The 25,949-nt window shown below is 66.5% G+C and carries 23 protein-coding genes and 2 tRNA genes; 6 read left to right on the top strand and 19 right to left on the bottom strand.

Annotation, left to right across the window (positions count from 1 at the left end; all coding sequences use genetic code 11):
• From ACSQ89_RS12545 to rpsB, 10 genes are all read right to left on the bottom strand, one after another.
• Positions 1-531: an OmpH family outer membrane protein gene (locus ACSQ89_RS12545; RefSeq protein WP_093107820.1), complete on the bottom strand. Its 531-nt coding sequence runs from the start codon at positions 529-531 to the stop codon at positions 1-3.
• Positions 531-2,945, bottom strand: coding sequence for an outer membrane protein assembly factor BamA (gene bamA, locus ACSQ89_RS12540; protein WP_436296194.1), 2,415 nt, complete (start codon positions 2,943-2,945; stop codon positions 531-533). Before bamA ends, ACSQ89_RS12545 begins: the two co-directional genes overlap by 1 nt.
• A gap of 38 nt (positions 2,946-2,983) precedes the next feature.
• Positions 2,984-4,354, bottom strand: coding sequence for an RIP metalloprotease RseP (gene rseP / locus ACSQ89_RS12535; RefSeq protein ID WP_093109253.1), 1,371 nt, complete (start codon positions 4,352-4,354; stop codon positions 2,984-2,986).
• Positions 4,355-4,377: 23 nt separating this feature from the next.
• Positions 4,378-5,565: a 1-deoxy-D-xylulose-5-phosphate reductoisomerase gene (gene ispC / locus ACSQ89_RS12530; RefSeq protein ID WP_093109252.1), complete on the bottom strand. Its 1,188-nt coding sequence runs from the start codon at positions 5,563-5,565 to the stop codon at positions 4,378-4,380.
• Complete coding sequence (locus tag ACSQ89_RS12525) at positions 5,565-6,410, bottom strand: phosphatidate cytidylyltransferase (RefSeq protein ID WP_436292549.1); 846 nt, start codon at positions 6,408-6,410, stop codon at positions 5,565-5,567. The genes ispC and ACSQ89_RS12525 overlap by 1 nt, the downstream gene beginning before the upstream one ends.
• Positions 6,411-6,414: 4 nt before the next feature.
• The gene (gene uppS / locus ACSQ89_RS12520; RefSeq protein ID WP_436292548.1) at positions 6,415-7,149 is read right to left on the bottom strand and encodes a polyprenyl diphosphate synthase; all 735 of its coding nucleotides are present in this window, start codon (positions 7,147-7,149) and stop codon (positions 6,415-6,417) included.
• Complete coding sequence (frr, locus tag ACSQ89_RS12515; RefSeq protein WP_093109249.1) at positions 7,149-7,709, bottom strand: ribosome recycling factor; 561 nt, start codon at positions 7,707-7,709, stop codon at positions 7,149-7,151. Before frr ends, uppS begins: the two co-directional genes overlap by 1 nt.
• Positions 7,710-7,723: 14 nt before the next feature.
• Positions 7,724-8,446: a UMP kinase gene (gene pyrH, locus ACSQ89_RS12510; protein ID WP_093109248.1), complete on the bottom strand. Its 723-nt coding sequence runs from the start codon at positions 8,444-8,446 to the stop codon at positions 7,724-7,726.
• 93 nt (positions 8,447-8,539) lie between these two features.
• On the bottom strand, positions 8,540-9,463 hold the full coding sequence (gene tsf / locus ACSQ89_RS12505; RefSeq protein WP_093109247.1) for a translation elongation factor Ts: 924 nt from the start codon (positions 9,461-9,463) through the stop codon (positions 8,540-8,542).
• 112 nt (positions 9,464-9,575) lie between these two features.
• Positions 9,576-10,331, bottom strand: coding sequence for a 30S ribosomal protein S2 (rpsB, locus tag ACSQ89_RS12500; RefSeq protein ID WP_436292547.1), 756 nt, complete (start codon positions 10,329-10,331; stop codon positions 9,576-9,578).
• Between the two features lie 183 nt (positions 10,332-10,514).
• Here rpsB and ACSQ89_RS12495 point away from each other — a divergent pair, with 183 nt between their 5' ends.
• From ACSQ89_RS12495 to ACSQ89_RS12485, 3 genes are read left to right on the top strand one after another with little or no spacing between them, the layout of a single operon-like run.
• Complete coding sequence (locus ACSQ89_RS12495; RefSeq protein WP_436296193.1) at positions 10,515-11,846, top strand: amidase; 1,332 nt, start codon at positions 10,515-10,517, stop codon at positions 11,844-11,846.
• A gap of 54 nt (positions 11,847-11,900) precedes the next feature.
• Positions 11,901-13,157, top strand: coding sequence for a D-amino acid dehydrogenase (locus tag ACSQ89_RS12490; RefSeq protein WP_093109244.1), 1,257 nt, complete (start codon positions 11,901-11,903; stop codon positions 13,155-13,157).
• A gap of 19 nt (positions 13,158-13,176) precedes the next feature.
• On the top strand, positions 13,177-14,625 hold the full coding sequence (locus ACSQ89_RS12485) for an NAD(P)H-hydrate dehydratase (RefSeq protein ID WP_436292545.1): 1,449 nt from the start codon (positions 13,177-13,179) through the stop codon (positions 14,623-14,625).
• A 6-nt stretch (positions 14,626-14,631) separates the two neighbouring features.
• Here the strand turns inward: ACSQ89_RS12485 and ACSQ89_RS12480 are convergent, their stop codons facing one another.
• Complete coding sequence (locus ACSQ89_RS12480; RefSeq protein ID WP_093109242.1) at positions 14,632-15,393, bottom strand: SDR family oxidoreductase; 762 nt, start codon at positions 15,391-15,393, stop codon at positions 14,632-14,634.
• A gap of 13 nt (positions 15,394-15,406) precedes the next feature.
• Entirely contained in the window at positions 15,407-17,662 is a 2,256-nt protein-coding gene (rnr, locus tag ACSQ89_RS12475; RefSeq protein WP_170855681.1) for a ribonuclease R, read from the bottom strand.
• A 92-nt stretch (positions 17,663-17,754) separates the two neighbouring features.
• On the opposite strand from rnr, the gene ACSQ89_RS12470 reads away from it, so the two are divergent.
• Positions 17,755-17,839 (top strand) — tRNA-Leu (locus ACSQ89_RS12470).
• A gap of 82 nt (positions 17,840-17,921) precedes the next feature.
• Here ACSQ89_RS12470 and rimO read toward each other — a convergent pair.
• From rimO to ACSQ89_RS12445, 5 genes are all read right to left on the bottom strand, one after another.
• Positions 17,922-19,328, bottom strand: a complete 1,407-nt coding sequence (gene rimO / locus ACSQ89_RS12465) for a 30S ribosomal protein S12 methylthiotransferase RimO (RefSeq protein WP_436292544.1) — start codon at positions 19,326-19,328, stop codon at positions 17,922-17,924.
• Positions 19,329-19,367: 39 nt separating this feature from the next.
• A complete protein-coding gene (gene phaR / locus ACSQ89_RS12460; RefSeq protein WP_436292543.1) occupies positions 19,368-19,904 on the bottom strand; it encodes a polyhydroxyalkanoate synthesis repressor PhaR in 537 nt (178 codons plus the stop codon).
• A 95-nt stretch (positions 19,905-19,999) separates the two neighbouring features.
• On the bottom strand, positions 20,000-20,368 hold the full coding sequence (locus ACSQ89_RS12455) for a hypothetical protein (protein WP_093109239.1): 369 nt from the start codon (positions 20,366-20,368) through the stop codon (positions 20,000-20,002).
• Between the two features lie 179 nt (positions 20,369-20,547).
• Positions 20,548-20,624: transfer RNA gene (locus tag ACSQ89_RS12450), tRNA-Val, on the bottom strand.
• Between the two features lie 50 nt (positions 20,625-20,674).
• The gene (locus ACSQ89_RS12445) at positions 20,675-22,906 is read right to left on the bottom strand and encodes a RelA/SpoT family protein (protein WP_436292542.1); all 2,232 of its coding nucleotides are present in this window, start codon (positions 22,904-22,906) and stop codon (positions 20,675-20,677) included.
• Between the two features lie 115 nt (positions 22,907-23,021).
• On the opposite strand from ACSQ89_RS12445, the gene ACSQ89_RS12440 reads away from it, so the two are divergent.
• On the top strand, positions 23,022-23,792 hold the full coding sequence (locus ACSQ89_RS12440) for a 3-hydroxybutyrate dehydrogenase (protein ID WP_093109237.1): 771 nt from the start codon (positions 23,022-23,024) through the stop codon (positions 23,790-23,792).
• Between the two features lie 96 nt (positions 23,793-23,888).
• Here ACSQ89_RS12440 and ACSQ89_RS12435 read toward each other — a convergent pair whose 3' ends face one another.
• A complete protein-coding gene (locus ACSQ89_RS12435) occupies positions 23,889-24,560 on the bottom strand; it encodes an SIMPL domain-containing protein (RefSeq protein WP_436292554.1) in 672 nt (223 codons plus the stop codon).
• Positions 24,561-24,664: 104 nt separating this feature from the next.
• A complete protein-coding gene (locus tag ACSQ89_RS12430; protein WP_093109236.1) occupies positions 24,665-25,009 on the bottom strand; it encodes a hypothetical protein in 345 nt (114 codons plus the stop codon).
• 171 nt (positions 25,010-25,180) lie between these two features.
• Here ACSQ89_RS12430 and ompR point away from each other — a divergent pair, with 171 nt between their 5' ends.
• On the top strand, positions 25,181-25,912 hold the full coding sequence (gene ompR, locus ACSQ89_RS12425) for an osmolarity response regulator transcription factor OmpR (RefSeq protein WP_028250078.1): 732 nt from the start codon (positions 25,181-25,183) through the stop codon (positions 25,910-25,912).
• Positions 25,913-25,949 lie beyond the last annotated feature (37 nt).

Genomic DNA, 25,949 nt, shown 5'->3' with positions numbered 1-25,949 from the left:
CTATTTGCCGCCGGCAGAAGTGGACGCATTCAGCGCCTTGATCACCTTCTCGGTGATGTCGTGCTTCGGATTGATGTAGATCGCTTCCTGCAGGATCGCGTCGTACTTCTCGGCCTCTGCCACCTGCTTGACCACGCGGTTGGCGCGTTCGTAGACCTGCTGCAGCTCTTCGTTCTTGCGCGCGTTGAGGTCTTCCTGGAATTCGCGGCGGCGGCGCTGGAAGTCACGGTCCTGGTCGACCAGGGCGCGCTGACGGGCCACGCGCTGGCTCTCGGACAGGGTCGGCGCCTCGCGCTCGAACTTTTCGGAAGCAGCCTTGAGGGCTTCGCCCTGCCCCGTCAGGTCCTTCTCGCGCTTCAGGAACTCGGACTCGAGCTTCGCCTGCGCGGCCTTGGCAGGCTGCGCTTCACGCAACACGCGATCGGGATTGACGAAACCGATGCGGAAAGTTTCCTGCGCGTGCGCGAGCCCGCCCGCGAGGGCGAAAGCGGGGATCAGCAGCGCACCGGCGGCGCGAAGCAATGGATTCATTAGAAAGAGGTTCCGATCTGGAATTGCAGGCGTTGAATTCTATCCTTCGGGATCGGATGCAGCGGGTCGGTCAGGTCTTCATCCTGCTGCCTGACCGGGATGGCGTAAGCCAGGCGCAGCGGCCCCAGCGGCGAGATCCAGCTGATGCCCAGGCCCACCGAGGCGCGGAGCTTCTTCGCCGCCTTCCACTGGGCGTCGGTCGAGAAGGCATCGCGCGTGCCGAACACGTTGCCGATGTCGAAGAAGCCGTAGAGGCGCAGCGTGCGGTCGTTGCCGGCGCCCGGGAACGGCGTGCTGAGTTCGGCGTTGAAGATCGCCTTCTTGGTGCCGCCCAGCGCCGCGCCTTCGGTCTGCCCCAGCAGCGGCACGTCGCGGGGCCCCAGCGAGTTCTGCTCGAAGCCGCGGACCGACCCCAGGCCGCCCGCGTAGAAGTTCTTGAAGATCGGGTACGGCTTGCCGCCGTATTCCTTGCCGTAGCCGAGCTCGCCGTTGATCGCAAAGGTGTACTGCTTGCTGATCGGAAAGAACTGCTGATACTGGTAGTTGGTCTTCAGGTACTTCATGTCGCCGCCCACGCCCACCTCGAGGTTGGCGCGCTGCAGGCGTCCGCGGGTCGGCAGCAGCGCGCTGTCGCGGTCGTCGCGCGACCAGCCGATGGTCAACGGCACGCCCCAGACGCTGTCGTTGGTACAGCCGGTGACAAGGCCCGACGCGCTGGTGCTGCAGCCGAAGTAGCGCCGGTACGACTGCGGTGTCAGGAAAGCGACGTTGCCGCCCGGGTCGAAGCGGTAGCGCTCCAATCCGGCGCCGAAGAAGACCGTGTCGACTTCGCTGAACGGCACGCCGAAGCGGATGCTGCCGCCTTCATTGACCAGCCGGTAGTCGCCGTCGACGCTGTAGTAAGGCCGCGTGGTCGTGTGGTAGATGCCAAAGGTGCGCGAGATGCCGTCCTTCGTGAAGTAGGGGTCCGTGGTCGTCAGCGAGAGCGCCCGGTTGTATTTGCTGGTGTTGACCTGAAGGCCGAGGTGGTTGCCGGAACCGAAAACATTCTCCTGCGCGATACCGAAGGTGAACGACACCTTCTCGGCACTGGAAAAACCTGCGCCCAGTTGCAGCGTACCGGTCGGTTTTTCGGCCACGTTGATCGTCAGGTCGACCTGGTCCGGCGAGCCCGGCACCTCCTGCGTCTCCACATTCACCTCGGTGAAGAAGCCCAGGCGGTCCACCCGGTCGCGCGACAGCTTGATCTTGTCGCCGTCGTACCAGGACGCCTCGTACTGGCGGAACTCGCGCCGGATCACCTCGTCGCGCGTGCGGTTGTTGCCCCCGATGGCCACCCGCCGCACGTACACCCGCCGCGAGGGCTCCGCCTTCAGCGTCAGCGACACGCGGTTGTTGGTGCGGTCGATCTCGGGCTCGGCCTGCACCCGCGCGAACGCGTAGCCGAAGGTGCCGAAGTAGTCGGTGAAGGCCTTGGTGGTCTCCGTCACCTGCTCGCCGTTGTAGGGCTCCCCGGGCTGGATCGTCACCAGCGACTTGAACTCCTCCTCGCGCCCGAGGTAGTTGCCCTCCATCTTGACCCCGGCCACCACGAACTTCTCGCCCTCGGTGAGGTTCACCGTGATCGCGAGGTCCTGGCGGTCCGGCGAGATCGCCACCTGCGTGGAGTCGATGCGGAACTCCAGGTAGCCGCGCGTGATGTAGTAGGAGCGCAGCGTCTCCAGGTCGGCGTTGAGCTTGGCGCGCGAGTACTGGTTGCTCTTGGTGTACCAGCTCATCCAGCCGCCCGCGTCCTGGTCGAAGAGATCCAGCAGCGTGCCTTCGCTGAAGGCCTTGTTGCCAACGATGCGCACTTCGCGGATGCGCGCGGCCTCGCCTTCGGTGACGGTGAAGGTCAGGTTGACGCGGTTGCGCTCGATCGGCGTGACGGTGGTGACGACCTGGGCGTTGTACAGGCTGCGGCTGACGTACTGGCGCTTGAGCTCCTGCTCGGCGCGGTCGGCCAGGGCCTTGTCGTAGGGGCGGCCGTCGGCCAGGCCGACCTCGCGCAGCGCCTTCTGCAGCACGGCTTTGTCGAACTCCTTGGTGCCCACGAAGTCGACGTCGGCGATGGTGGGGCGCTCCTCGACGATCACCACCAGCACGTTGCCGCTGACGTCGATGCGCACGTCCTTGAACAGGCCCAGGTCGAACAGCGCGCGGATGGCAGCCGTGCCGCGCTCGTCGCTGTAGGTGTCGCCCACGCGCAGCGGCAGCGAGGCGAAGATGGTGCCGGGCTCCACGCGTTGCAGGCCTTCGACCCGGATGTCGCGTACCGTGAAGGGCTCGACGGCCCAGGCGGCCGTGGCGGCGAGTGCACTGGCGACCACCGCGGCAACGCTGCGCAGGCGAAAGCGACTGAATTTATTGTTCATCTGTGAATTGAGCCGGCGCGGAAAGGGCCAGCAGAAAGTTAACCAAAGAGTCGAGTCACATCGTTGAAGAGTGCGATCGACATCATGACCAGCAGCAACGCGACACCCCCGCGTTGGAACCGTTCCATCCATGCATCGGAGACGCTCTTGCCGGTCAGGCCCTCCCAAAGATAATACATCAGGTGCCCCCCATCGAGGACCGGCAGCGGCATGAGGTTCAACACGCCGAGACTCACGCTGATGAGGGCGAGGAACACCAGGTATTGCGTGAGACCCATGCTGGCGGACTTGCCCGCGTAGTCGGCGATCGTCAGCGGTCCGCTCAGGTTCTTGATCGAGGCTTCGCCGATCAGCATCTTGCCCATCATGCGCACGGTGAGCGTCGACACCTCCCAGGTGCGGACCACGCCGCGCCAGACGCCGTCGACCACGCCCAGCCGCACCGTCACCATCTCGGGTGGCGCACCCACATAGGCACCGACACGGCCGACCTTGGCCGCAGCTTCGTCGCGCACCTCCGGCGTGACTTCGACGCGGAGCATCTGACCGTCGCGCTCGATCTCCCAGGTCTGCGTGCGCGGCTGGCCACCCTCGACCGAGGCGCGGATCACGTCGCGCAATTGCTGGCCGTCGACGATGGCCGTGCTGCCGACCGAGCGCACCACATCGCCGCGGCGCAGGCCCGAGCGCTCCGCCGCGCCGCCTGCCATCACCTCGCCGATCTCGGGGCGCGTCAGCGGTGCGACGACGCCGATCTTGCGGAACATCTGCGCATCGGCATCCTTGGCCTCGATGCGGCTCAACGGCAGCACGATCTCGCGCGCAGGCCGCGCGCCCTCCCCTGCGATCTCGAGCGTCAGATCGCGGCCGTCGAGCGCTCCGCGCGTCATGCGCCAGCGCAGGTCTTCAAAGGACTGCACAGGCTCCAGGTCGCCGTCGAAGCCGGCGCGCGCGACGTGCTCGCCGCCGCGCAAACCGGCCTGCTCGGCCAGCGAAGCGGCCACCGGCTGGCCCAGCTTCGCGACAGGCTCTTCGACGCCGATCCAGTTGACCGCGGTGTAGAGCACGACGGCCAGCAGGAGATTGGCGATCGGACCGGCGGCGACGATGGCAGCGCGCGAACGCAGCGGCTGGGTGTTGAAGGCGCGGTGCCGCTCTTCGGGCGCCACGGGCCCTTCGCGTTCGTCGAGCATCTTCACGTAGCCGCCGAGCGGGAACGCGGCGATCACGAACTCCGTGTCCTGCCCCGGGTGCTGGCGCTTGGGCTGCCAGCGATACAGCGTCTTGCCGAAGCCGACCGAAAAGCGCAGCACCTTGACCCCGCATGCAACCGCCACCCGATAGTGGCCGTACTCGTGCACCGCGATCAGCAAGCCGAGCGCGACGATGAAGGCAACGACTGTGAGCATGGAGACCCCCGGGTATGGAAAAGTCAGGCTGCGAAGCGTAGCGCTGCGGCGTTGGCAGCAGCCCGGGCGCTGGCATCCAGTGCCAGCAGGTCGGCCAGCGATGCTGGGTTGGAGGGCTGCACCGCATCCAAAGTTTCCAGGTTCACCGCATGGATACGATCGAAGCGCAAGCGGTGATGCAGGAATGCTTCGACCGCCACCTCGTTGGCCGCATTGAGCACAGCGGTCGTGCCCGGCGCTGCCCGCAACGCCTGCCATGCGAGTCCCAGGCCGGGAAAGAGCTGGACATCGGGCGCATCGAAAGTCAGCGCCGCCATCTGCCGGAAATCGAGCCGGGCGGCACCGCTTTGGATGCGCTCGGGCCAGGCCAGCCCGACGGCGATGGGCACCCGCATGTCTGGCGTGCCGAGCTGCGCGATCACCGAGGCGTCGGTGAATTGCACCATCGAATGCACCACGCTCTGCGGGTGGATCACGACCTCGATCTGCTCGGGCGCCACGCCAAACAGGTGGCGCGCCTCGATCACCTCGAGGGCCTTGTTCATCATGGTGGCGGAATCCACCGAGATCTTGCGGCCCATGACCCAGTTTGGGTGCGCGCAGGCCTGCTCGGGCGTCACGGCACCGAGCGTGTCCGGCGAGCGCGTGCGGAACGGGCCGCCGGAGGCGGTCAGGATGATCTTGTCAATGCGCCGCGGCCAGGTGGCCGGGTCTTCCGGCAGCGACTGGAAGATCGCCGAGTGCTCGCTGTCGATGGGCAGCAGCGTCGCCCCGCCCTCGCGCACCGTGCGCATGAACAGCTCGCCACCGACCACCAGGGCCTCCTTGTTGGCGAGCAGCAGCCGCTTGCCGGCGCGAGCGGCTGCGAGGCAGGGCCCGAGCCCGGCCGCGCCGACGATGGCGGCCATCACGGCATCGCATTCCTCGTGCGAGGCGATCGTCTCGATGGCGTCCGCTCCCTGGAGCACGCGCGTGGACAGGCCGCTCTGTTTCAGCTTTTCAGCCAGCAGCCGGGCATGCGGCGGGCTCGCCATGACCGCAAACTTCGGCGAGAACTGCACGCACTGGGCCAGCAGCTCGTCGACCTTGGTTGCAGCCGACAGCGCGAACACCTCGAAGCGCTCGGGATGCCGGGCGATCACGTCGAGCGTACTGACGCCGACCGAGCCGGTCGAACCGAGCACCGTGATGCGTTGCCTAGGGTATGTCATCACAAGAAGGCCAACATCATGGCAATAGGAAGCGTCGGCAGCAAGGCATCGACGCGGTCGAGCACGCCGCCGTGGCCCGGCAGCAAGGTGCTGCTGTCCTTGGCGCCCGCGCTGCGCTTGATCAGCGACTCGACCAGATCGCCCACCACGCTCATCGCCGCCAGAAAGACCACACCGACCAGCAGCAGCCACCATCCGCGCTCGGCCAGCCGCGTGTAGAGGCTGGCCACCGCAGGCTGGGCGGCCGCGTCGGCCCAGACCCAGGCCAGGGCCAGAACCAGGACGCCCGCCATGCCGCCCCAGACACCCTCCCAGCTCTTGCCGGGACTGATGGCCGGCGCGAGCTTGTTGCGCGTGAACCTGAGTCCGAATGCGCGCCCCGCGAAGTACGCAAAGATGTCGGCCACCCACACCAGCACGAGGATCGACAGCAGGAAGTTGATGCCGACCATCCGTGCCTTGACCGCGGCCAGCCACGCGACCCAAAGCACCAGCAGCCCGCCGACCAGGCGCAGACCCCTCGGCACGCGCGGCCAGCCGGGCACTGCGACGCGCAGCAGCGCAGCCCCGCCGAGCACCCAGGCGGCGCTGGCGAAGATCCAGACAGGCAGCAGCGACTGACCGAGCAGCCCCAACCACCAGGACAGCGCGCAAAGCACGAGCGTCTCCAGCCCCAGGAACAGCGACACACTCGACCCGTAGCCGTTGAGCCGCCCCCACTCCCAGGCCGCGGCTGCGATCAGCGCCAGCATCACGCAGGCAAAGGGCACATGCGACGGATAGAAAAGCGCCGGCAGCAGGATCGCCAGCAGGACGATCGCAGTGATGATGCGTTGTTTGAGCATTCGCTCAGGCTGCCTGCGGATCGCGCCATGCGTTGCCCGCGACCTGCGCGGAAGTCTGGCCGAAGCGGCGCTCGCGGCGCTGGAAGGCAGCGATGGCTTCGTCGAGGGCGGCCTCGTCGAACTCGGGCCAGAGGCGGTCGCTGAAGAACAGCTCGGCATAGGCGCTCTGCCACAGCAGGAAATTCGACAGCCGCTGCTCGCCGCCGGTACGGATGAACAGATCGGGGTCGGGCACGTGCGACAGCGCCATCGCCGCATCGAGGTTGGCCTCGGTCAGCGGCTCGCCGCGCGCGGCAAGCTGGGCCGCTGCGCGGGCGATATCCCAGCGGCCGCCGTAGTTGAAGCAGACGTTGAGCACCAGCCGGGTATTGTGGGCCGTCGCTGCCTCCGCCTGCAACAGGCCGGCGGCGATTTTCTCGGACAGGCCGCCGCGCTCGCCGATGAAATGCAGCCGTACGCCGTCATGGCTCAACTTCGGTACTTCGCGGCCAAGCGCACCGACCATCAGGTCCATCAGCCCGGACACTTCCTCGACGGGACGGTTCCAGTTCTCGGAGGAGAAGGCGAACACGGTGAGAACCGCGACGCCGCGGTCGACGCAGGCCTTGACGCAACGGCGCAAGGATTCGACGCCCTGCTTGTGCCCCGCGACGCGCGGCAGAAAGCGGCGCGTGGCCCAGCGGCCATTGCCATCCATGACGATGGCAATGTGGTGGGGCATGGCAGGTGATGTCGCCATCAGACGGCCATGATCTCCGCTTCCTTGGCCGCCACCAGCCGGTCGATCTCGCCGATGTGGCGATCGGTCACCTTCTGGATCTCGGCCTCGGCCCGCTTCTGATCGTCTTCGGATGCCAGCTTGTCCTTGACCAGCTTCTTGATCGCATCATTGGCGTCCCGGCGCAGGTTGCGGGTCGCGATCTTGGCGGTCTCGCCCTCGTTGCGCACCAGCTTGGTCATTTCCTTGCGGCGCTCTTCGCTCATCGGCGGCAGCGGCACGCGGATCAGGTCACCCATCGACGCGGGATTCAGGCCCAGATCGCTTTCGCGAATGGCCTTTTCGATCTTGGCGCCCATGCCCTTTTCCCAGGGCTGGACGCTGATGGTGCGCGAATCGAGCAGCGAAACGTTCGCTACCTGAGACAGCGGCACCGAGGAGCCGTAGTAATCGACGTGGACCGAGTCCAGCAGCGCGGGATTGGCGCGGCCGGTGCGGATCTTGGTCAGGTTGTTCTGGAAGGCGGCGAGCGACTGATTCATCTTGGCGTCGGTCGCATCGCGGATTTCGGCAATGGTCATCTTCTTGGTCCTCTTCAGGCATGCACCAGCGTGCCTTCGTCCTCGCCCATCACGACGCGCTTGAGCGCACCGTTCTTGAAGATCGAGAACACCTTGATCGGCAGGTTCTGGTCGCGGCACAGCGCGAAGGCCGTGGCGTCCATGATGCCGAGATTCTGCGCGATGGCTTCGTCGAAGCTCAAGCGGGCGTAGCGTGTCGCGCTCAGGTCCTTCTTGGGGTCTGCGGTATAGACGCCGTCGACCTTGGTTGCCTTGAGCACCAGCTCCGCGCCGATCTCGGCGCCGCGCAGCGCCGCAGCCGTGTCGGTCGTGAAGAAGGGGTTGCCGGTGCCGGCCGCAAAAATCACGACCTTGCCCTCTTCGAGGTACTGCAGCGCCTTGGGGCGAACGTAGGGCTCCACGACCTGCTCGATCGCGATGGCCGACATCACGCGGGCGATCAAGCCCTGCTTGTTCATCGCGTCGGCCAGCGCCAGCGCGTTCATGACGGTCGCCAGCATGCCCATGTAGTCGGCCGTGGCGCGATCCATGCCCACCGAGCCGCCGGCGACGCCGCGGAAGATGTTGCCGCCGCCGATCACGACGGCAACCTCGACGCCCATGTTCACCACCTCGGCCACTTCGCCGACCATGCGCACGATGGTCGCCCGGTTGATGCCGAAGGCGTCGTCACCCATCAATGCCTCGCCCGACAGCTTCAACAAGATTCGCTTGTGGGCTGGTCGGGCGTCGGACATGGGTGGGTTCCTTTGGAGTTGGCGGGGCGAGTGTAAAACGTGATTGCGAAAAAGCGGCAGCGCGCGGTGCGCGCCGTCGCCTGGGGGCGGCACTCAGGCTGCCGCTTTGGCCGCAGCGACCTGCGCCGCCACTTCGGCCGCGAAGTCGTCGACCTTCTTCTCGATGCCTTCGCCGACCACATAGAGCGTGAAGCCCTTGATCGAGGTGTTCGCCGCCTTGAGCATCTGCTCCACGGTCTGCTTGTCGTTCTTCACGAAAGCCTGGTTGTGCAGCGAGACTTCCTTCAGGTACTTCTGAACCCCGCCTTCGATGCGCTTGGTCACGATGTCGGCCGGCTGCGGCTTCTTGCCTTCGGCTTCGGCGGCCTTGCGGTCTTCCTCGGCCTTGCCGGCGGCGACCGCACGCTCTTTCTCGATCAGATCGGCCGGCACGTCGGCGCTGGAGATGGCCACCGGCTTCATCGCGGCGATGTGCATCGCAACGTCCTTGGCCGAGGTGTCGTCGCCCTCGAACTCGACCATCACGCCGATGCGCGTGCCGTGCAGGTACGAGGCCAGCTTGCCGTTGCCGGCGAAGCGCTTGAAGCGGCGGAAGCTCATGTTCTCGCCGATCTTGCCGACCAGGCCCTTGCGCACGTCTTCCAGCGTCGGGCCGAAGCCGTCCTGCTCGTAGGGCAGCGCACCCAGCGCAGCCAGGTCGGCCGGGTTGTGCTTGGCGACCAGCATCGCCGCGGCATTGGCCATGGCCAGGAAGCTGTCGTTCTTGGTGACGAAGTCGGTTTCGCAGTTGATCTCGATCATGGCGCCGGCGTCGCCTTCGACGAAAGCCGTGACCACGCCTTCGGCGGTGATGCGGCCTGAGGCCTTGCCGGCCTTGTTGCCGAGCTTGATGCGCAGCAGCTCTTCGGCCTTATCCATGTTGCCGTCGGCCTCGGTCAGCGCCTTCTTGCACTCCATCATCGGGGCGTCGGTCTTTGCGCGCAGTTCGCCGACCATGCTTGCGGTGATTGTTGCCATGTCGTTTCTCCGTTCGGTTTGTCAGTTGCGGCGGCCCGCACCGGGCGCCGCGAAAATCAAGTTAAAAAAAAGGGGCAACAAAGCCCCTTCTTCAGGCTCGGGCGAGCGCCGATCAGGCGGAAGCACCCTCTTCGACTTCGACGAATTCATCGCCGCTGCCTTCGGCCACGGCCTTCACCACGTCGCTGACCGCGCTGGCGCGGCCTTCGATGATCGCGTCGGCGATGCCGCGGGCGTACAGCGTGACGGCCTTGGACGAGTCGTCATTGCCCGGGATCACGTAGTCGATGCCTTCAGGCGAGTGGTTGGAATCGACCACGCCGATCAGCGGGATGCCGAGCTTCTTGGCTTCGGCCACGGCGATCTTGTGGAAGCCCACGTCGATCACGAAGATGGCGTCGGGGAGCGCAGCCATGTCCTGGATGCCGCCGATGTCCTTCTCGAGCTTCTCGATCTCGCGGGTGAAGGTGAGCTGTTCTTTCTTGCTCAGGCTGTCGAGGCCGGCTTCCTGCTGGGCCTTCATGTCCTTCAGGCGCTTGATCGAGGTCTTGACGGTCTTGAAGTTGGTCAGCATGCCGCCGAGCCAGCGGGTGTCGACAAAGGGCACGCCGGCGCGGCGCGCTTCGGCCGCCACGATCTCGCGGGCCTGGCGCTTGGTGCCGACCATCAGGATGGTGCCGCGGTTGGCGGTGAGCTGTTTGGCGTACTTCATCGCTTCCTGGAACATCGGAAGCGACTTTTCCAGGTTGATGATGTGAATCTTGTTGCGATGGCCGAAGATGTACGGGGCCATCTTGGGGTTCCAGAAGCGCGTTTGGTGACCGAAATGGACACCGGCTTCCAGCATTTCGCGCATGGTCGTCGACATAGAAATAACTCCAAAGGTTGGGTCTAAAATCCAGCCCGTTTTGCGCTCCTCCGAAAGAGGCTCACAACACCTTGAATGGGCTGGTTTGCGGATACATCTCGCCTCGGGAAAATGCCCATGGCGAAACCCAAAGAGTATAGCACGCACCTCCCCATCGCCCTCTCTCTATAGCCACCCTCACCCATGCGCCCTGACCTGCACGCCACCCGCCTCGCCCTGCTGGCGGGCGCTTCCGATGCGCGCACCGAAATGGAGCATTCGATTGCGCAGGCCCAGTCTCCGGGCTGCCGGCACGTTTTCACGCGCACCCTGTTCGACGAGGCGCGCCACGCCGCCGCGTCCGCGAGCCCGCAGCAACGCCTGGCCGGCCTGGCCTTTTCCGTCAAGGACTTGTTCGACCTGGCTGGCCAGCCGACGCCGGCCGGCTCGATCGTGCTGTCCCATGCGGTGGCAGCCAAGGCGGATGCCCCCGCGGTCGCGCGCCTGCGCGCCGCCAGCGGCGCACTCGTCGGGCGAACCAACATGACCGAGTTCGCCTTCTCGGGCGTGGGCATCAATCCGCACCATGGCACGCCCGCCAACGCGAGCGATGCCGCCACGCCGCGTATTCCAGGCGGCTCGTCCTCGGGAGCGGCGGTTTCGGTGGCGAGCGGCGCGGTCTTCATCGGGCTGGGCTCCGACACCGGCGGCTCGATCCGCATCCCGGCCGCGCTCAACGGCATCGTCGGCTTCAAGAACACGGCGCGGCTGGTGCCAGCAGACGGCGCCCTGCCGCTGTCGACCACGCTCGACACCGTCTGCGCCATGACGCGCTCGGTGCGAGACGCGATCACCGCGCATGAGATCCTCGCTGCCCGGCGCGTCACCGCCGGCGCGGCACCGCTGTCCGCCTACCGGCTGGCGGTGGTCAAGGATCTCTTCTTCGACGAGATCGAGCCCGCGGTGGCAAGCGCCTTCGAACGGACGCTGCGGACGCTGCGCGCAGCCGGCGCCCGCATCGACGAGATCGCGCTGCCCGAACTGGCCGATCTGCGCTCGATCAATGCCACCGGCGGCTTCTCTGCGGCCGAAGCCTATGCCTGGCACCGCCTGCTGCTGGAGCGCAGCGGCGCCGGCTACGACCCTCGGGTGGCGCAGCGCATCCTCAAGGGCGCGACCATGAAGGCGCACGAGTACATCGACCTGGTCCACGCGCGCCGGGACTGGATCGCCCGCATGGAACGGGCGCTCGCGCCCTTCGACGCACTGCTCTCGCCCACCGTGCCGATCACCGCGCCGGCCATCGCCAGCGTGGCGCCCGGCGAAGAACGCGACGAGGCCTTTTTCCGCATCAACGCGCTGCTGCTGCGCAACCCGTCGGTCGTCAACATGCTCGACGGCTGCGCGATCTCGCTGCCTTGCCACGTCGAGGGCGAACTGCCCGTCGGCCTCATGCTTTGGCATGGCGCCCTACACGACGACGCGCTGCTCGCGATCGCGTTGCAGACCGAACGCGAGTTACAACAGCAGCACTAGCGGCCGCGCGCCTCGCAGGCAGGCACCGGCACATACTTCACCGCAAAGAATCGAATGAAAATCGCGATCGTGGGCGCCGGAATCATTGGCGTCACCACAGCCTGGGAGCTGGCGTCGGACGGGCACGAAGTGGTCGTGTTCGAGCGCCGCGGCGCCGCCGCGGAGGAATCCAGTTTTGCCAATGCCGGCGTAGTCGCACCCGGCTATGTCACGCCCTGGGCCGGCCCGGGCATGCGCGGCAAGGTGCTTCGCTCGCTGCTCTCCACGCACGGCGCCATCAAGCTGCGCTGGCCGCTGTCGCGGCGCGACCTGTCCTGGATGGCGCACTGGCAGCGCGCCTGCAAGCTCGAAACCTACTTGAGCAACCGCGCGCGCATGCAGCGCCTGGCCTTCTACAGTCGCACGCGGCTGCACGAGATCACCGAGGCCCGCGAGCTCAGCTACGAGCGCGCCGACGGCTACCTGGTGCTGCTGCGTTCCAAGCGCGAGAAGAAGCTCGTGCAGGCCGGCCTGGAGGTGCTGCGCGCGGCGGGCAGCAGCTTCCGCGAGGTGGATGCGGACGAGGCCCGCAAGATCGAGCCCGCGCTCAGCGCCGACACCCCGCTCGCCGGCGCCATTCACCTGCCCGAGGACGAGGTCGCCAATTGCCGGCAGTTCGCACTGCTGCTCAAGTGGGAGGCCGAGGCGCTGGGCGCCCAGTTTCATTTCAACTGCGACCTCGCGCCGCTGAAGCGCGCGGCGCCGACCGAACTCTCGCTGGCGAGCGGCTCGGAGGGCCATCGCTTCGACGCGGTCGTGGTGTGCGCCGGCGTGGCTTCGGCCAACCTGCTGCGGCCGCTAGGCCTGCGCATTCCGCTCGCGCCGGTCTACGGCCATTCGATCAGCGCCAACATCCGCGAACCGCTCAACGCTCCGCGCAGCGCCGTGATGGACGAGCGCTACAAGGTGGCGATCTCCCGCCTCGGCCTGCGCGTGCGGGTGGCCGGAAGCGCCGAACTCGGCGGTTCGCTCGACGCGATGCACCCCACCGCACTGCAGACGCTCTACAAGGTGCTGCAGGACTGGTTTCCGGGTGCCGTCACCCTGCAGGCCGGCGTCCAGCAATGGAAAGGGGCACGGCCGATGCTGCCGGACGGTCCGCCCATCATCGGCCCGAGCGGTATACCCGGCGTGTGGCTCAATCTCGGCCATGGTTCGAGCGGCTGGGCCTTGTCGTGCGGCAGCGCGCGCGTTCTGGCGGACATGATGGGCGGCCGGGACGCTGGTGTCGACCTCGAAGGCTTGGGAATCGAACGCCTGCTGCAACACTGAAGGCGAAGCGTCCACGGCCATGCAGCGCATTACCGCCGCCACCACCGCCGACCTGTTCGACGTCGCCGCCTCGCGCCGGATCGAACAAGCGGCCGCGGCTGTGCTGCCGCCGCACACGCTGATGCAGCGCGCGGGGTTGGCGGTCGCACGCCTGGCCATGGCGATGGCGCCCCACGCGCGCACGATCTGGGTCGCCTGCGGGCCTGGCAACAACGGCGGCGATGGCTTCGAAGCGGCAGCGCAGCTGCAGCAACGCGGCTTCACGGCGGTCGTTACACGGATCGGCGACGACAGCCGGCTGCCGGGCGACGCGCGCGCTTCGCTGCAACGTGCGCGCGATGCCGGCGTGCGCTTCGCGGATGCGCCGCCGCAGCACGCCGAGCTCGCCATCGATGCGCTGCTGGGGATCGGGGCCGCGCGCCCGCCCAAAGGCTTGATGGCCGACTGGCTGCGGCGCATGCACACCGGCCCCGCGGCCGTGCTCAGCGTCGATACGCCCTCTGGCCTGAATGCAGACACCGGCATGCTGTCGATGGATTTCCCCGTGCCTTCCACTGCCGTCCGGCGCGCCTGCCTGAGCCTGCTGACGCTCAAGCCAGGCCCCTTCACGGCCCAGGGTCGCGATGCAGCCGGCGATGTGTGGTTCGACGACCTGGGCATCGCGCCGGCTGCCGAGCGCGCCACCGCCCGCTTGGCCGGCGCGCCGCCCGAACAGCCGCGACGGCACGCTTCACACAAGGGAAGCTACGGCGACGTGGCGGTGATCGGCGGCGCGCCCGGCATGGCCGGTGCCGCACTGCTGGCGGCTTCCGCAGCCTTGAACGCCGGCGCCGGACGCGTGTTCGTCGCCCCACTCGACACCCAGCTCGCCATGCTCGACGCCGTGCAGCCCGAGCTGATGTTCCGGCGTCCTGAAGCGCTGGATCTGAGCGCCATGACGGTCGTTTGCGGCTGCGGCGGCGGCTCGGCGGTACGCGATCTTCTAGCGCGAGTGATGGAGACGGCCCATGCGCTGGTGCTCGATGCCGACGCGCTCAATGCCATCGCAGTCGAAGACGCCTTGCAGACCCTGCTCGTTGCACGCACGCAGGCAGCCCGTGCGACGGTGCTCACGCCGCATCCCCTGGAGGCCGCGCGACTGTTGAATGTGAACGCGATCGAGGTGCAAGGCGACCGACTGCGTGCAGCGCATCGGCTCGTGGAGCGCTTCGGCGCGACGGTCGTCCTCAAGGGCTCGGGCACCATCGTGGCCGCAGCGGGCATCACGCCCGTGATCAACACCACCGGCAATGCCCGGCTCGCCACCGCGGGCACGGGCGACGTGCTGGCCGGCATGATCGGCGCCGCGCTGGCTGCAGGTCGGCCGGCGATGGCTGCGGCCTGCGAGGCGGTATGGCGGCACGGCCACATCGCCGATCGATGGCCTGCCGAAAGCCCCCTCACCGCCAGCGCACTGGCGCGCGGTTGAGCGCGTCTATCCGCGCCCCACGAAAGGCATCTTGGTAGCCATCACCGTGTGGAACAGCACGTTGGCCTCCAAGGGCAGGTTCGCCATGTAGAGCACCGACTGGCCGACGATGGACACGTCCATCACCGGCTCGATCGCGATCTCGCCGTTGGCCTGCGGAACGCCCTTGGCCATGCGCGCGGCCAGCTCGGTCAGCGCATTGCCGACATCGATCTGTCCGACCGCAATGTCGTGCTTGCGCCCGTCGAGCGATGCCGTCTTGGTGAGGCCTTCCACCGCGTGCTTGGTCGCGGTATAGGCGATCGAGTTGGGCCGCGGCGAGGTGGCGGAGATCGAGCCGTTGTTGATGATGCGGCCGCCCCGCGGCGTCTGCGCCTTCATCGTGCGGAAGGCCTGCTGGATGCAATAGAACATCCCGTTCAGGTTGATGTCGACCACGCCTCGCCACTGCTCCGGCGTCCAGTCCTCGAAGGGGCCGGGCGGATTGCCGACGCCCGCGTTGTTGAACAGCAGGTCGACGCGGCCGAAGCGCTCCACCGCGGCAGCGAACAAGGCCTGCACCGACTCCGGATTGGCCACGTCGGTGGGCACCGGGAACGCGCGCGCGCCGGCGCCAGAAGCATCGGCCACATCCTCAAGCGGCTCGAGCCGGCGGCCGGCCAGCACCACGCTCCAGCCGTCGGCCAGCAACGCGAGTGCGGCGGCGCGGCCGATGCCGGTGCCTGCGCCCGTGACGACCGCGATGCGGTTCTTCTTCTCTGTGCTCATCTTCGTTTCTCCTTCAGCGGCGCGGCTTGCGCCCTTTCATCTTGTTGGCCGCCTTCTTGACGGCCGACCGGAAGGCCTGCATGGCCGATTGCGGCGCGGCTGCAGCGACCCGGTCGCCGCGTTCGACGGCGGCCTCGGGCTTCTTGCTGCGCGCACTGCGCTTGGCCGATGCCTTGGCCGGCACGCCGCCGGTGGCGACGCCCTTGTCCTTCATGGCACGCGTGCCCAACTCCTCGCCTTCGCGCACCAGGCGGAAATCGATCTTGCGGCCGTCGAGATCGACGCGGCTCACCTGCACCCGCACCCGCGTGCCGATCGCATAGCGGATGCCCGTGCGCTCGCCGCGCAATTCCTGCCTCTGCTCGTCGAACTTGAAGTATTCGCCGCCGAGTTCGGTGATGTGAACCAGGCCTTCGACGTACATTGCGTCGAGCGTGACGAAGATGCCGAAGGTGGTGGCCGCCGTGACCACGCCGCCGTATTCCTCGCCGAGGTGTTCGCGCATGTACTTGCACTTGAGCCAGGCTTCCACGTCGCGGCTGGCTTCGTCGGCGCGCCGCTCGTTGGCGCTGCAGTGCAGGCCCGCAGCTTCCCACGCCAACACCTCCTTGCTGGGCGCCACAGTGGCCTTCTGCGGTTTGGCCGTGGGCGCCTTCACGCGCAACGCCAGCCGCTTGGCGAGCTTGGCATGCGCCTCGCCCGGCGTCGGCAGCATCGGCAGCTGGTACTTGGTCTTGCCGAGGATGGCCTTGATCACGCGATGCACCAGCAGATCGGGATAACGCCGGATCGGGCTCGTGAAGTGCGTGTAGGCCTCGTAGGCCAAACCGAAATGGCCGCTGTTGATTGGCGTGTAGATGGCCTGCTGCATCGAACGCAGCAGCATGGTGTGGATCTGCTGCGCGTCAGGACGCTCCTTCGTCGCCTCGGCGATGGCCTGGAACTCGCCGGGCTTCGGATCGTCCGTGATCGAAAGCCCGACGCCCATCGCCTTCAGGTAGCCGCGCAGGATCTCCTTCTTCTCGGGGGTGGGTCCTTCGTGCACGCGGTACAGGCCCGGATGCTTGCCTTCGGCGATGAAGTCCGCGCTGCAGACATTGGCGGCCAGCATGGCCTCCTCGATCAGGCGGTGCGCTTCGTTGCGCGTGCGCGGCACGATCTTCTCGATGCGGCCGGCATCGTCGCAAATGATCTGCGTCTCGGTGGTCTCGAAGTCGACCGCGCCGCGCTTCGAACGCTGGTTGAGCAGCGCGCGATAGACGTCGTGCAGGTTCAGCAAGTCCTTCACGCGATCCTTGCGCTTCGCCGCTTCCGGGCCGCGCGTGTTGCCGAGGATGGCGGCCACCTCGGTGTAGGTGAAGCGCGCATGGCTCCACATCACCGCCGGGTAGAACTGATAGGCGTAGATCTCGCCGTCGGCCGCGACCAGCATGTCGCAGACCATGCACAGGCGCTCGACCTCGGGGTTGAGCGAGCACAGCCCGTTCGACAGCTTCTCGGGCAGCATCGGGATCACGCGGCGCGGGAAGTAGACGCTGGTGGCGCGGTCGTAGGCATCGATGTCGATCGCGGAGCCGGTCTGCACATAGGAACTGACATCGGCGATCGCGACCAGCAGGCGCCAGCCCTTGCCGCGGCCCACCTTGGCCGGCTCGCAGTACACCGCATCGTCGAAGTCGCGCGCATCCTCGCCGTCGATGGTGACCAGGGGCACGTCGGTCAGGTCGATGCGGCCCTTCTTGTCGGCCGCTCGCACCTTGTCGGGCAACGCCTTGGCTTCGGCCAGGCAGGCTTCAGAAAACTCGTGCGGCACGCCGTACTTGCGCACCGCGATCTCGATCTCCATGCCGGGGTCGTCGATCTCGCCCAGCACTTCCTTCACGCGGCCGACGGGTTGGCCGAACAACGCCGGCGGCTCGGTCAGTTGCACGACAACCACCTGGCCGACCTTGGCCGTGCCGGTGGCGCCCTTGGGAATCAGAACGTCCTGGCCGTAGCGCTTGTCTTCCGGCGCGACGAGCCAGATGCCGCCTTCATGCAGTAGGCGCCCGATGATCGGCTGCTCGGGCCGCTCGATGATCTCGACCACGCGCCCCTCGGGACGACCGCGGCGGTCCTGGCGCACGACGCGCGCCTTGACGCGGTCCTTGTGCAGCACCGCGCGCATCTCGTTGGGGGGCAGATAGATGTCGGCTTCGCCGTCGTCGCGCTGCACAAAACCGTGGCCATCGCGATGGCCTTGCACCGTGCCTTCAACCTCGTCCAGCAGTCCGCTGGGGTGGCTTAAATTTTTGATATGATCTCTCTCTTTCCTGAAATTCAAAACCTGTTGCGAAGGACTAGTTCCCAAGCAGCATGTGGGCCCAGATGGCGGAATTGGTAGACGCACTAGTTTCAGGTACTAGCGAGTAACATCGTGGAGGTTCGAGTCCTCTTCTGGGCACCAAGTTTAGATAATCCCTCTCGGGGTTCCTCGATTCAAGCCACCGGTTTCCGGTGGCTTTTTTCTTGTCCGTCTGCGGCATCTATTAGACAGGCAGCGCGATCAGGTCGTGGCCCTCGGCGCCGACGATGCGGGCCCGGGTGAATTCGCCGACCTTCAAGGTCTTGCTGATCTTCTCGGGCGGCAGCAGCCGCACGATGCCGTCGATCTCGGGCGCGTCGGCGTAGCTCCGACCCACGCCACCTTTGCGCCCCATGCCGGGCGCCGAATCCACCAGCACCTGCATCGTCGCGCCGATGCGCCTTTGCAGCTTCGCGATCGACACCGCTTCGGCCACTTCCATGAAGCGTGCACGCCGTGCCTCGCGCTCGGCCTCGGGCAGCATGCCCGGAATCTCGTTGGCGGCTGCGCCCTGCACCGGGCTGTAGGCAAAGCAGCCGGCGCGGTCGATCTCCGCCTCGCGGATGAAGGCGAGCAGGTGCTCGAACTCCTTTTCCGTCTCGCCGGGAAAGCCCGCGATGAAGGTGCTGCGGATCACGAGCTCGGGACACACCTCGCGCCAGCGCGCGATGCGCTCCAGGTTCTTCTCGCCGCTCGCAGGCCGCTTCATGCGCTTGAGCACGTCGGGATGGCTGTGCTGCAGCGGCACGTCGAGGTAGGGCAGCACCTGGCCGCTCGCCATCAGCGGGATGACTTCGTCGACGCCGGGATACGGATACACATAGTGCAGCCGCACCCAGGCGCCATAGGGCTCGGCGATTTCGCCCAAGGTACGCACCAGTTCGAGCATGCGCGTCTTGACCGGCTTGCCGTCCCAGAAGCCGGTACGGTACTTCACGTCCACGCCATAGGCCGAGGTGTCCTGGCTGATCACCAGCAGTTCCTTGACGCCGCCTTCGAACAACGCCTTGGCTTCGCCCAACACGTCGCCGACCGGCCGCGAGACGAGATCGCCGCGCATCGAGGGAATGATGCAGAAGGTACAGCGGTGATTGCAGCCCTCGCTGATCTTCAGGTATGCATAGTGCCTCGGCGTCAGCTTCAGCCCTGCGATGCCAAAGGCCTGCGGCACCAAGTCGACAAAGGGGTCGTGCGGCTTCGGCAGATTCGCGTGCACCGCATCCATCACCTCCTGCGTCGCATGCGGGCCGGTGACGGCCAGCACACTGGGATGCATCTGGCGCACCAGGTTGCCGCCCTCCTCGCCCGTCTTGGCGCCCAGGCATCCCGTCACGATCACGCGGCCGTTGCCGGCCAGCGCCTCGCCGATGGTGTCGAGGCTCTCCTTGACCGCGTCGTCGATGAAGCCGCAGGTGTTGACGATCACGAGGTCGGCGCCCTCGAAAGTCTTGGAGGTCTGATAGCCCTCGGCGCTCAGTTGGGTGAGGATCAGTTCGGAATCGGTCAGCGCCTTGGGGCAGCCGAGGCTCACGAAGCCGACTTTGGGGGCGGCCGGCGCGGCAATTCGTTCAGGGGAGGCAACTTCGCTCATATCCCCCTATTGTCCCAGCTATCAGGCTCCGCGCCCGATCTAGGGCCGCTTGATGCCAAAGGCGCCCAGAACCTGCTCCGTGTTCTTCTGCATCTGGTCCTGTATCTGCAGGAACACGTGCTTCGATTGTTCGACGTAACTGCCCATCAGGCCCTGCAGCATCGGGGACTGCATGGTCATGAACCGGGCCCACATCTCGGGCGTCAGGTTCTGCGCCTTTTCGGCCAATTGCGCCTGCACCTCCGTCATGGCCTGGATGTTCTTCTCGAGATAGGGACCCATGTAGCTCTGCATGGCCTGGCCGTAGAAGCGGATGATGGTGGCCAGCACCTGTTCGGTGAACATCGGCGCGCCGCCGGCCTCTTCTTCGAGAATGATCTGCAAGAGGATGCTGCGCGTGAGGTCGTCGCCGCTCTTGGCGTCGCGCACCACGAAGGGCGCCTTGTCCATCACCAGTTGCTTGACTTCGGCGAGCGTGATGTAGGTGGAGGTTTCCGTGTCGTAGAGCCTTCGGTTCGGATACTTCTTGATCACCCGCTGTACCGGTTTGGCACCGGCGGATTTCTTGCTCTGCACTACGGACTCCTTCAAGTTTTCACGCCAGGGGCGCGCGAACAAATTCTAGGGAGCGGTTTTGCTGCACCGCGCCAAGGTTTACCCTGACGGGAGCGTCAGTCCAGCGAAGTGGTGTATTCCGCGCCGCACACCTTGCAGACGGCCGATTCGGGGCGCTCTTCGTTACTTTCGCGAAAGTGCAAGGGGCTCTTGACGCCGTTGAAAACCCAGCAACGCGGGCAATGCTCCTGGCCGGCCAGCGGCAGATAGCCTCGGGCCCGCTGTTCGGCACGCTCCCGCGTGACCGGAGCGCCCTGCCGCACCGTGCGCGCAACGTCTTCCGCAGCCATGGTGCCGGCCCGGCCGTTGGCGCGATCATTGAGTCCGTAGACCACGCGTGCGAATTCGAGCGGAGCCTGCCGCAACAGGGCGGCGAGACGAAGCTCCTCGAGTGCCGGGTCGCTCTCAGCCGCTGGCGTGTTCATCGGTTCCCTGAGTCAAGTGCTTTGGAGATGGCGGACGGCCAAGTTACCACAACTGACGGCGTATCCGCCAGTCGACGAAGGCAGTAGGCCTTGTGTTGAGGACGCAGGAAACCGGGGGATGCGAGACCTGAAAGCGCAGGCAACCGTTGGTTGAGCGGATGCTGCGATCAGGAAAAAATTGGTAGGCGCGATTGGACTCGAACCAACGACCCCCACCATGTCAAGGTGGTGCTCTAACCAGCTGAGCTACGCGCCTAAGGATGTGTCCGAGAAGCCGAGATTGTAGCAGGCCGCGAGGCCGCTTTTTCAGCGACGACGGGCAGAACGCACACCGGCCACCGCGGCCACCACGTTGAGCACCTGTGCGAGCCGCGCGGCATCGGCGATCTCGATCGTGAAAGTCATCCATGCGGTGCCCTTGACGGACTGGGTCTGCACGCCGATCACGTTCATCTTCTCGCGCGCGAACACATCGGAAATATCGCGCAGCAAGCCCTGGCGATCAGCGGCTTCGACCGCCACGTCGACCGCGTAGACCGAGCCCGCATCGGCCTTCTGCTCGCCCCACTCGACGTCGATCACGCGCTCGGCATCGCGCATGGCCATCATGCGGAAGCTGCTGCAGTCCGCACGGTGGATGCTGACGCCGTGGCCTCGGGTCACGAAGCCGCGGATCGCATCGGGCGGCGCCGGCTTGCAGCACTTGGCAAGCTGCGTCATCAGCGAGGAGACGCCGACCACCAGCACGCCGCCCTTGCCCGCGTTGCCACCGGCGCGTGCCTTCTTGATGATCACGCCGTCGTCCGGACCGGGCGCGGGCTCCGGAGGACGCAGCAGCATCTCGATGTTGCGCAGCGAGAACTCGTCCTTGCCCACCACTTCGAACAGGTTGTCGGCCGACTTGAAGCCCAGCTGCGAAGCGAGGTCGTCGAGCTTCAGCGCGGTCTTGCCTTCGCGCTGCAGCACCTTCTCGACCGCCTCGCGGCCGCGCGCCACCGTCTCGTGCGTGATCTGCGCGTTGAACCAGGCCCGCACCTTTGCGCGTGCGCGATGGCTCGCGAGGTAGCCCAGCTCCGCATTGAGCCAGTCGCGCGAGGGGCCGCCTTCCTTGGCCGCGATGATCTCCACCGTCTGCCCGTTCTGCAGCGGCGTGTTGAGCGGCACCATCGCGCCGTCGACGCGCGCGCCGCGGCAGCGGTGGCCCAGGCTCGTGTGCACCGTGTAGGCGAAGTCGACCGCTGTCGCGCCCTGTGGCAATTCGACGATCGCCGCGTCGGGCGTCAGCACGTAGATGCGGTCGTCGAACAGGCCCTGCCCCTGCGAGCCACCGGACAGGTCGCGCTCCCAGGCCAGCAGTTGGCGCAGCACCGCGATCTTGGCGTCGTACTCGCCGCTCGCCCAGACGCCGGCATAGCCCTTGTGGCCCGCTTCCTTGTAGGCCCAGTGCGCAGCCACGCCGTGCTCGGCGTGGTCGTGCATCTCCTCGGTGCGGATCTGGATCTCGATCGGCTTGCCGGCCTGGCCGTCGACCACTTCGCGCACCACCGTGTGCAGCGACTGGTAGCCGTTGGGCTTGGGCCGCGCGATGTAGTCGTCGAACTCCTCGTCGATCGGCTGGAAGTGCGAATGCACCCAGGCCAGCGCCGCATAGCAATCCTTGACGTCCGCCACCACCACGCGCAGCGCCATGATGTCGAAGACCTGCGCGAAGTCGAGCGACTTGCCGCGCATCTTCTTCACGATGCTGTAGATGTTCTTCGGCCGGCCCTGCACGGTCGCCTTGACGCCCTCCTCGGCCAGCTCCCGTTCGAGGCGCGCACGCAACTGTTCGACGTAGCCTTCGCGCTCGACGCGCTTCTCGTCGAGCAGCCGCGCGATGACCTTGTAGGTCTCGGGCTCGAGAAAACGGAAGGACAGGTCCTCGATCTCCCACTTGACCTGCCAGATGCCGAGCCGGTTCGCGAGCGGCGCGAATACCTGCAGGGATTCGCGCGCCACGCCTTCCGGCACGGGCTGCTTGACTGAAGCCGCGTGGCGCAGCGTCTGCAGGCGCGAAGCCAGCCGCAGCATCACGACCCGCAGATCACGAGAGAACGCAAGCAGCATCTTGCGCACGTTCTCCGTCTGCGTGCCCGCGCCATCCGCCAGGTGCGCGCTGGCCGTCGCCGAACGCGCCTGCTTCTGCACATGCACGAGCTTGGTGGTTTCCACCGCGAGCGCCGCGAAGTTGTCGCCGAACACCTTGGCGATCACTTCCTGCGGCCGGTTCAGGTGCTGGCACGAGTAGACCAGGTAGCTGGCCGCCTGCATCGCCTCCGATCCGCCCATGGCCGCGACGATCGCGGCCACCGCATCGGCATGCGCGAGCGTGTTCTCGCCGGTGTCCAGCGTTTCGTCGGCGATCAGCGGCTCGGCGAAGGCGCGTGCGCGCGCGAGCATGTTCTCGACCACCGGCGTGCGATCGGCCGTCGCTGCCGACAGCGGATAGTCGACCACCGCGGAGCCGGACAACGAGAGATTGGGCTGTTCGCGCTTCACTCGGTCGCTCCCTCCCGGGCAGCGTATTGGAGAGCAGGCTCGGTCATGAAACAGAAGAAGTCGCGATGAAGATAATTGTCTCGTTGCATCCTAATTCATCCGGAGATTGACCATCATGCTCAAAGGCAAAACCGCGCTTGTCACGGGGTCCACCAGTGGCATCGGCCTCGGTATCGCGAAGGCGCTGGCGCAACAGGGCGCCAACATCGTGCTCAATGGTTTCGGCGATGCCGACAAGCCCAAGGCCGAGGTCGAAGCGCTCGGCGTGAGGGTCGACTATCACGGCGCCGACATGAGCCAGCCGGCACAGATCGAAGAGATGATGAAGTTCGCGGCTGAAAAGTTCGGCCGCGTCGACATCCTCGTCAATAACGCCGGCATCCAGCATGTCGCGAAGGTCGAGGACTTCCCGGTGGAGCGCTGGGATGCCGTGATCGCGATCAACCTTACAAGCGCCTTCCACACCACCCGCCTCGCCGTGCCCGCCATGCGCGAAGCCAACTGGGGCCGCATCATCAACATCGCCTCGGCGCACGGCCTCGTGGCCTCGGCCCAGAAATCCGCATACGTGGCCGCCAAGCACGGCATCGTCGGCCTCACCAAGGCCGTGGCGCTCGAAACCGCGACCACCGGCATCACGAGCAATGCGATCTGCCCGGGCTGGGTGCTGACGCCGCTGGTTCAGAAGCAGATCGACGACCGTTCTGCGCGCGAAGGCATTTCGGTCACGCAGGCGCAGAACGATCTGCTGGGCGAAAAGCAGCCTTCGCTGCAGTTCACCACGGTGGAACAACTGGGCGGGCTCGCGGTATTTCTTTGCTCGCCCGCTGCCGACCAGGTGCGCGGTGTCGCGTGGCAAGTCGACGGCGGCTGGACCGCGCAGTAGCACAGCCCCCCGGCTTTTTACTTCGCTTCGCTGCGTGTAAATCCCCCCCCCCGAGGGGGAGGCTCGGCCGCCTTGGGGCGGCCCGGCGGCGGCCGACTATTTCAACTGCACCGAGCCCGAAACGTTGACGACGACGCTGGTCTTGCCGGCCTCGACCGGCACCGCCGCGTCGTAGTTCATCTTCGACGAAGCCTCCACGGCCATCATGCGCGGCCGGATCGGCCCGCCCTGATTGGCGTTGACCGACACTTCGCGCAAGGTGTAGCCGCCGAAGCCGAAGCCCTTGGCCAGCTCGCCGGCCTTCTGCTTGAAGTTCTCGATCGCGATCGTTTGCGCCTCGGCCTCCACCTTGGCGCGCTGCTCGCGGCTCAGGCCGAAACCGATGCCGCCCACCGTGAGCGTGGAGACGCGACCCGCGGTCTGCGTGATGCGCGGAAAGTCCTTGCCTTCCAGCACCAGCTCGGTGGTGCCCTGCCAGCCGGTGATCTTGCCGTCGCGCGTGTAGCGCGGCACGAGGCTGAAATTGCCGGTACGCACATCGAGCTGGCCGGGTTGCGCATTCTTGCGCGCCTCCGCCAGCGCCGCGTCGAGCGCAGTCTTCAGCTGTGCCTGCACCGTTGCGGCGTCAGCCGCATCGCGCGTGGTGCTGAGCGTCATGCTCAGCAGGTCCTGCTGCACTTCGACCGTTCCCGTGGCCGACAGCTGCAGCACGTTCTGCGGCGGCGCCCAGGGCGCGCTCTGGGCCAAGGCGGCGCCGGCGCTCGTCATCAACACGGCACAGGCCGCGATCCGTCTGACATTCTTATTGTTCAAAGCAAGAAAACCCGAGTGGAGAAAAAGAGGAAAAGCGTCGCGCCCCCGAGGGGCTCCGCTCACGGGCGCTGGCTGCGCGGCGCCACCCTGCTGGCCGACGAGGGTGTGGGCGCCATCCGCTCAGCCGGCTGCGATTCTGCCGAGTGGACGATCTCCTGTCGCGGCGTCCATTGCTGGCGCACTTGCTGCCGCAACTCGGCCAGTTCGGCGGCGGTCAGGCGGCGTCCGGCCGCCGCTTCCTGACGCCGCACCTCCTCGCGCTTGGCGGCCCGGTGCGCCTCCACCGCATCACGCACCTCGTTGCGCCGCAGGTCGCTCACCCGCAGGAATCCCCAGGGTTCGGCCGCGGCGGGAACCGAAAGGCAGGCGAGCAAGACAGACAACGGAAGAACAGTCGATTTCATGATGCTGAGTCGGGGACCAAAGTCACTGTGCCACCGCTGCGCATGGCATAGATATCTGGAAGGCGAGCGCCCGCAAGTTTTGTAACTTAGTGTCAAAGCATTGTGAAAAGCGGCTCAATGGGGTCTCAACGGCTTCAGAATTGGCGTTGTTACAAATTCAGCGTTGTAGAAATGAATCAAGCTCCCGCCCGCACAGACAAGATCGTCATCGTCGACGACGACGCCCGCATCCGCGACCTGCTGCGCCGCTACCTGACCCAGGAAGGTTTCGAGGTCATCGTTGCGGAAGACGGCAAGGCCCTCAACCGCATACTTTTGCGCGACACGGTCGACCTGATCGTGCTCGATCTGATGATGCCCGGCGAGGACGGCCTCTCGGTCTGCCGCCGCCTTCGCGCCGCCAACGACCGCACCCCGATCATCATGCTGACCGCCAAGGGCGAGGACGTGGACCGCATCGTCGGCCTCGAGGTCGGCGCCGACGACTACCTGGGCAAGCCCTTCAATCCGCGCGAACTGCTGGCACGTGTGCATGCGGTGCTGCGCCGCCGGCCGCCGCTCGAGGCGCCTGGCGCGCCCTCGACCGACAACGAAACTGTGAATTTCGGCCCCTTCAGCTTCGACCTCGGCTCGCGCACGCTCAAGAAGGACGGCGAGGAACTCTCGCTGACCACCGGCGAGTTCGCCATGCTCAAGGCGCTGGTGCGGCATCCGCGGCAGCCGCTGTCGCGCGAAAAACTGGCCCAGCTGGCGCGCGGCCGCGAGTTCGAACCCTTCGACCGCAGCCTGGACGTGCAGATCTCGCGCCTGCGCAAGCTGGTCGAATCCGATGCCGCGGCGCCGCGCTACATCCAGACGGTATGGGGCGTCGGCTACGTGTTCGTGCCGGACGGCACGACCTGAAGCGCTGACGCTCGTGGCCGCCACCATCGGCCCCAAG

The organism is Variovorax sp. LjRoot175, assembly GCF_964253805.1.
In the GTDB taxonomy this organism is placed as follows: Bacteria; Pseudomonadota; Gammaproteobacteria; order Burkholderiales; family Burkholderiaceae_C; genus Variovorax.
The sequence above is the reverse complement of the archived record's forward strand: the minus strand, read 5'-3'. Positions and strand labels throughout refer to the sequence as shown.

Coding starts and splice junctions, on each gene's coding strand:
- rpsB (WP_436292547.1), bottom strand. CDS start 10,331: ATGTCGACGACCATGCGCGAAATGCTGGAAGCCGGTGTCCATTTCGGT.
- frr (WP_093109249.1), bottom strand. CDS start 7,709: ATGACCATTGCCGAAATCCGCGATGCGACCGACGCCAAGATGAATCAG.
- rseP (WP_093109253.1), bottom strand. CDS start 4,354: ATGCTCACAGTCGTTGCCTTCATCGTCGCGCTCGGCTTGCTGATCGCG.
- ACSQ89_RS12495 (WP_436296193.1), top strand. CDS start 10,515: ATGCGCCCTGACCTGCACGCCACCCGCCTCGCCCTGCTGGCGGGCGCT.
- ACSQ89_RS12480 (WP_093109242.1), bottom strand. CDS start 15,393: ATGAGCACAGAGAAGAAGAACCGCATCGCGGTCGTCACGGGCGCAGGC.
- tsf (WP_093109247.1), bottom strand. CDS start 9,463: ATGGCAACAATCACCGCAAGCATGGTCGGCGAACTGCGCGCAAAGACC.
- ispC (WP_093109252.1), bottom strand. CDS start 5,565: ATGACATACCCTAGGCAACGCATCACGGTGCTCGGTTCGACCGGCTCG.
- ACSQ89_RS12525 (WP_436292549.1), bottom strand. CDS start 6,410: ATGCTCAAACAACGCATCATCACTGCGATCGTCCTGCTGGCGATCCTG.
- ACSQ89_RS12490 (WP_093109244.1), top strand. CDS start 11,901: ATGAAAATCGCGATCGTGGGCGCCGGAATCATTGGCGTCACCACAGCC.
- rimO (WP_436292544.1), bottom strand. CDS start 19,328: ATGAGCGAAGTTGCCTCCCCTGAACGAATTGCCGCGCCGGCCGCCCCC.
- ACSQ89_RS12435 (WP_436292554.1), bottom strand. CDS start 24,560: ATGACGAGCGCCGGCGCCGCCTTGGCCCAGAGCGCGCCCTGGGCGCCG.
- ompR (WP_028250078.1), top strand. CDS start 25,181: ATGAATCAAGCTCCCGCCCGCACAGACAAGATCGTCATCGTCGACGAC.
- ACSQ89_RS12485 (WP_436292545.1), top strand. CDS start 13,177: ATGCAGCGCATTACCGCCGCCACCACCGCCGACCTGTTCGACGTCGCC.
- ACSQ89_RS12430 (WP_093109236.1), bottom strand. CDS start 25,009: ATGAAATCGACTGTTCTTCCGTTGTCTGTCTTGCTCGCCTGCCTTTCG.
- ACSQ89_RS12545 (WP_093107820.1), bottom strand. CDS start 531: ATGAATCCATTGCTTCGCGCCGCCGGTGCGCTGCTGATCCCCGCTTTC.
- ACSQ89_RS12455 (WP_093109239.1), bottom strand. CDS start 20,368: ATGAACACGCCAGCGGCTGAGAGCGACCCGGCACTCGAGGAGCTTCGT.
- ACSQ89_RS12440 (WP_093109237.1), top strand. CDS start 23,022: ATGCTCAAAGGCAAAACCGCGCTTGTCACGGGGTCCACCAGTGGCATC.
- uppS (WP_436292548.1), bottom strand. CDS start 7,149: ATGGCGACATCACCTGCCATGCCCCACCACATTGCCATCGTCATGGAT.
- bamA (WP_436296194.1), bottom strand. CDS start 2,945: ATGAACAATAAATTCAGTCGCTTTCGCCTGCGCAGCGTTGCCGCGGTG.
- pyrH (WP_093109248.1), bottom strand. CDS start 8,446: ATGTCCGACGCCCGACCAGCCCACAAGCGAATCTTGTTGAAGCTGTCG.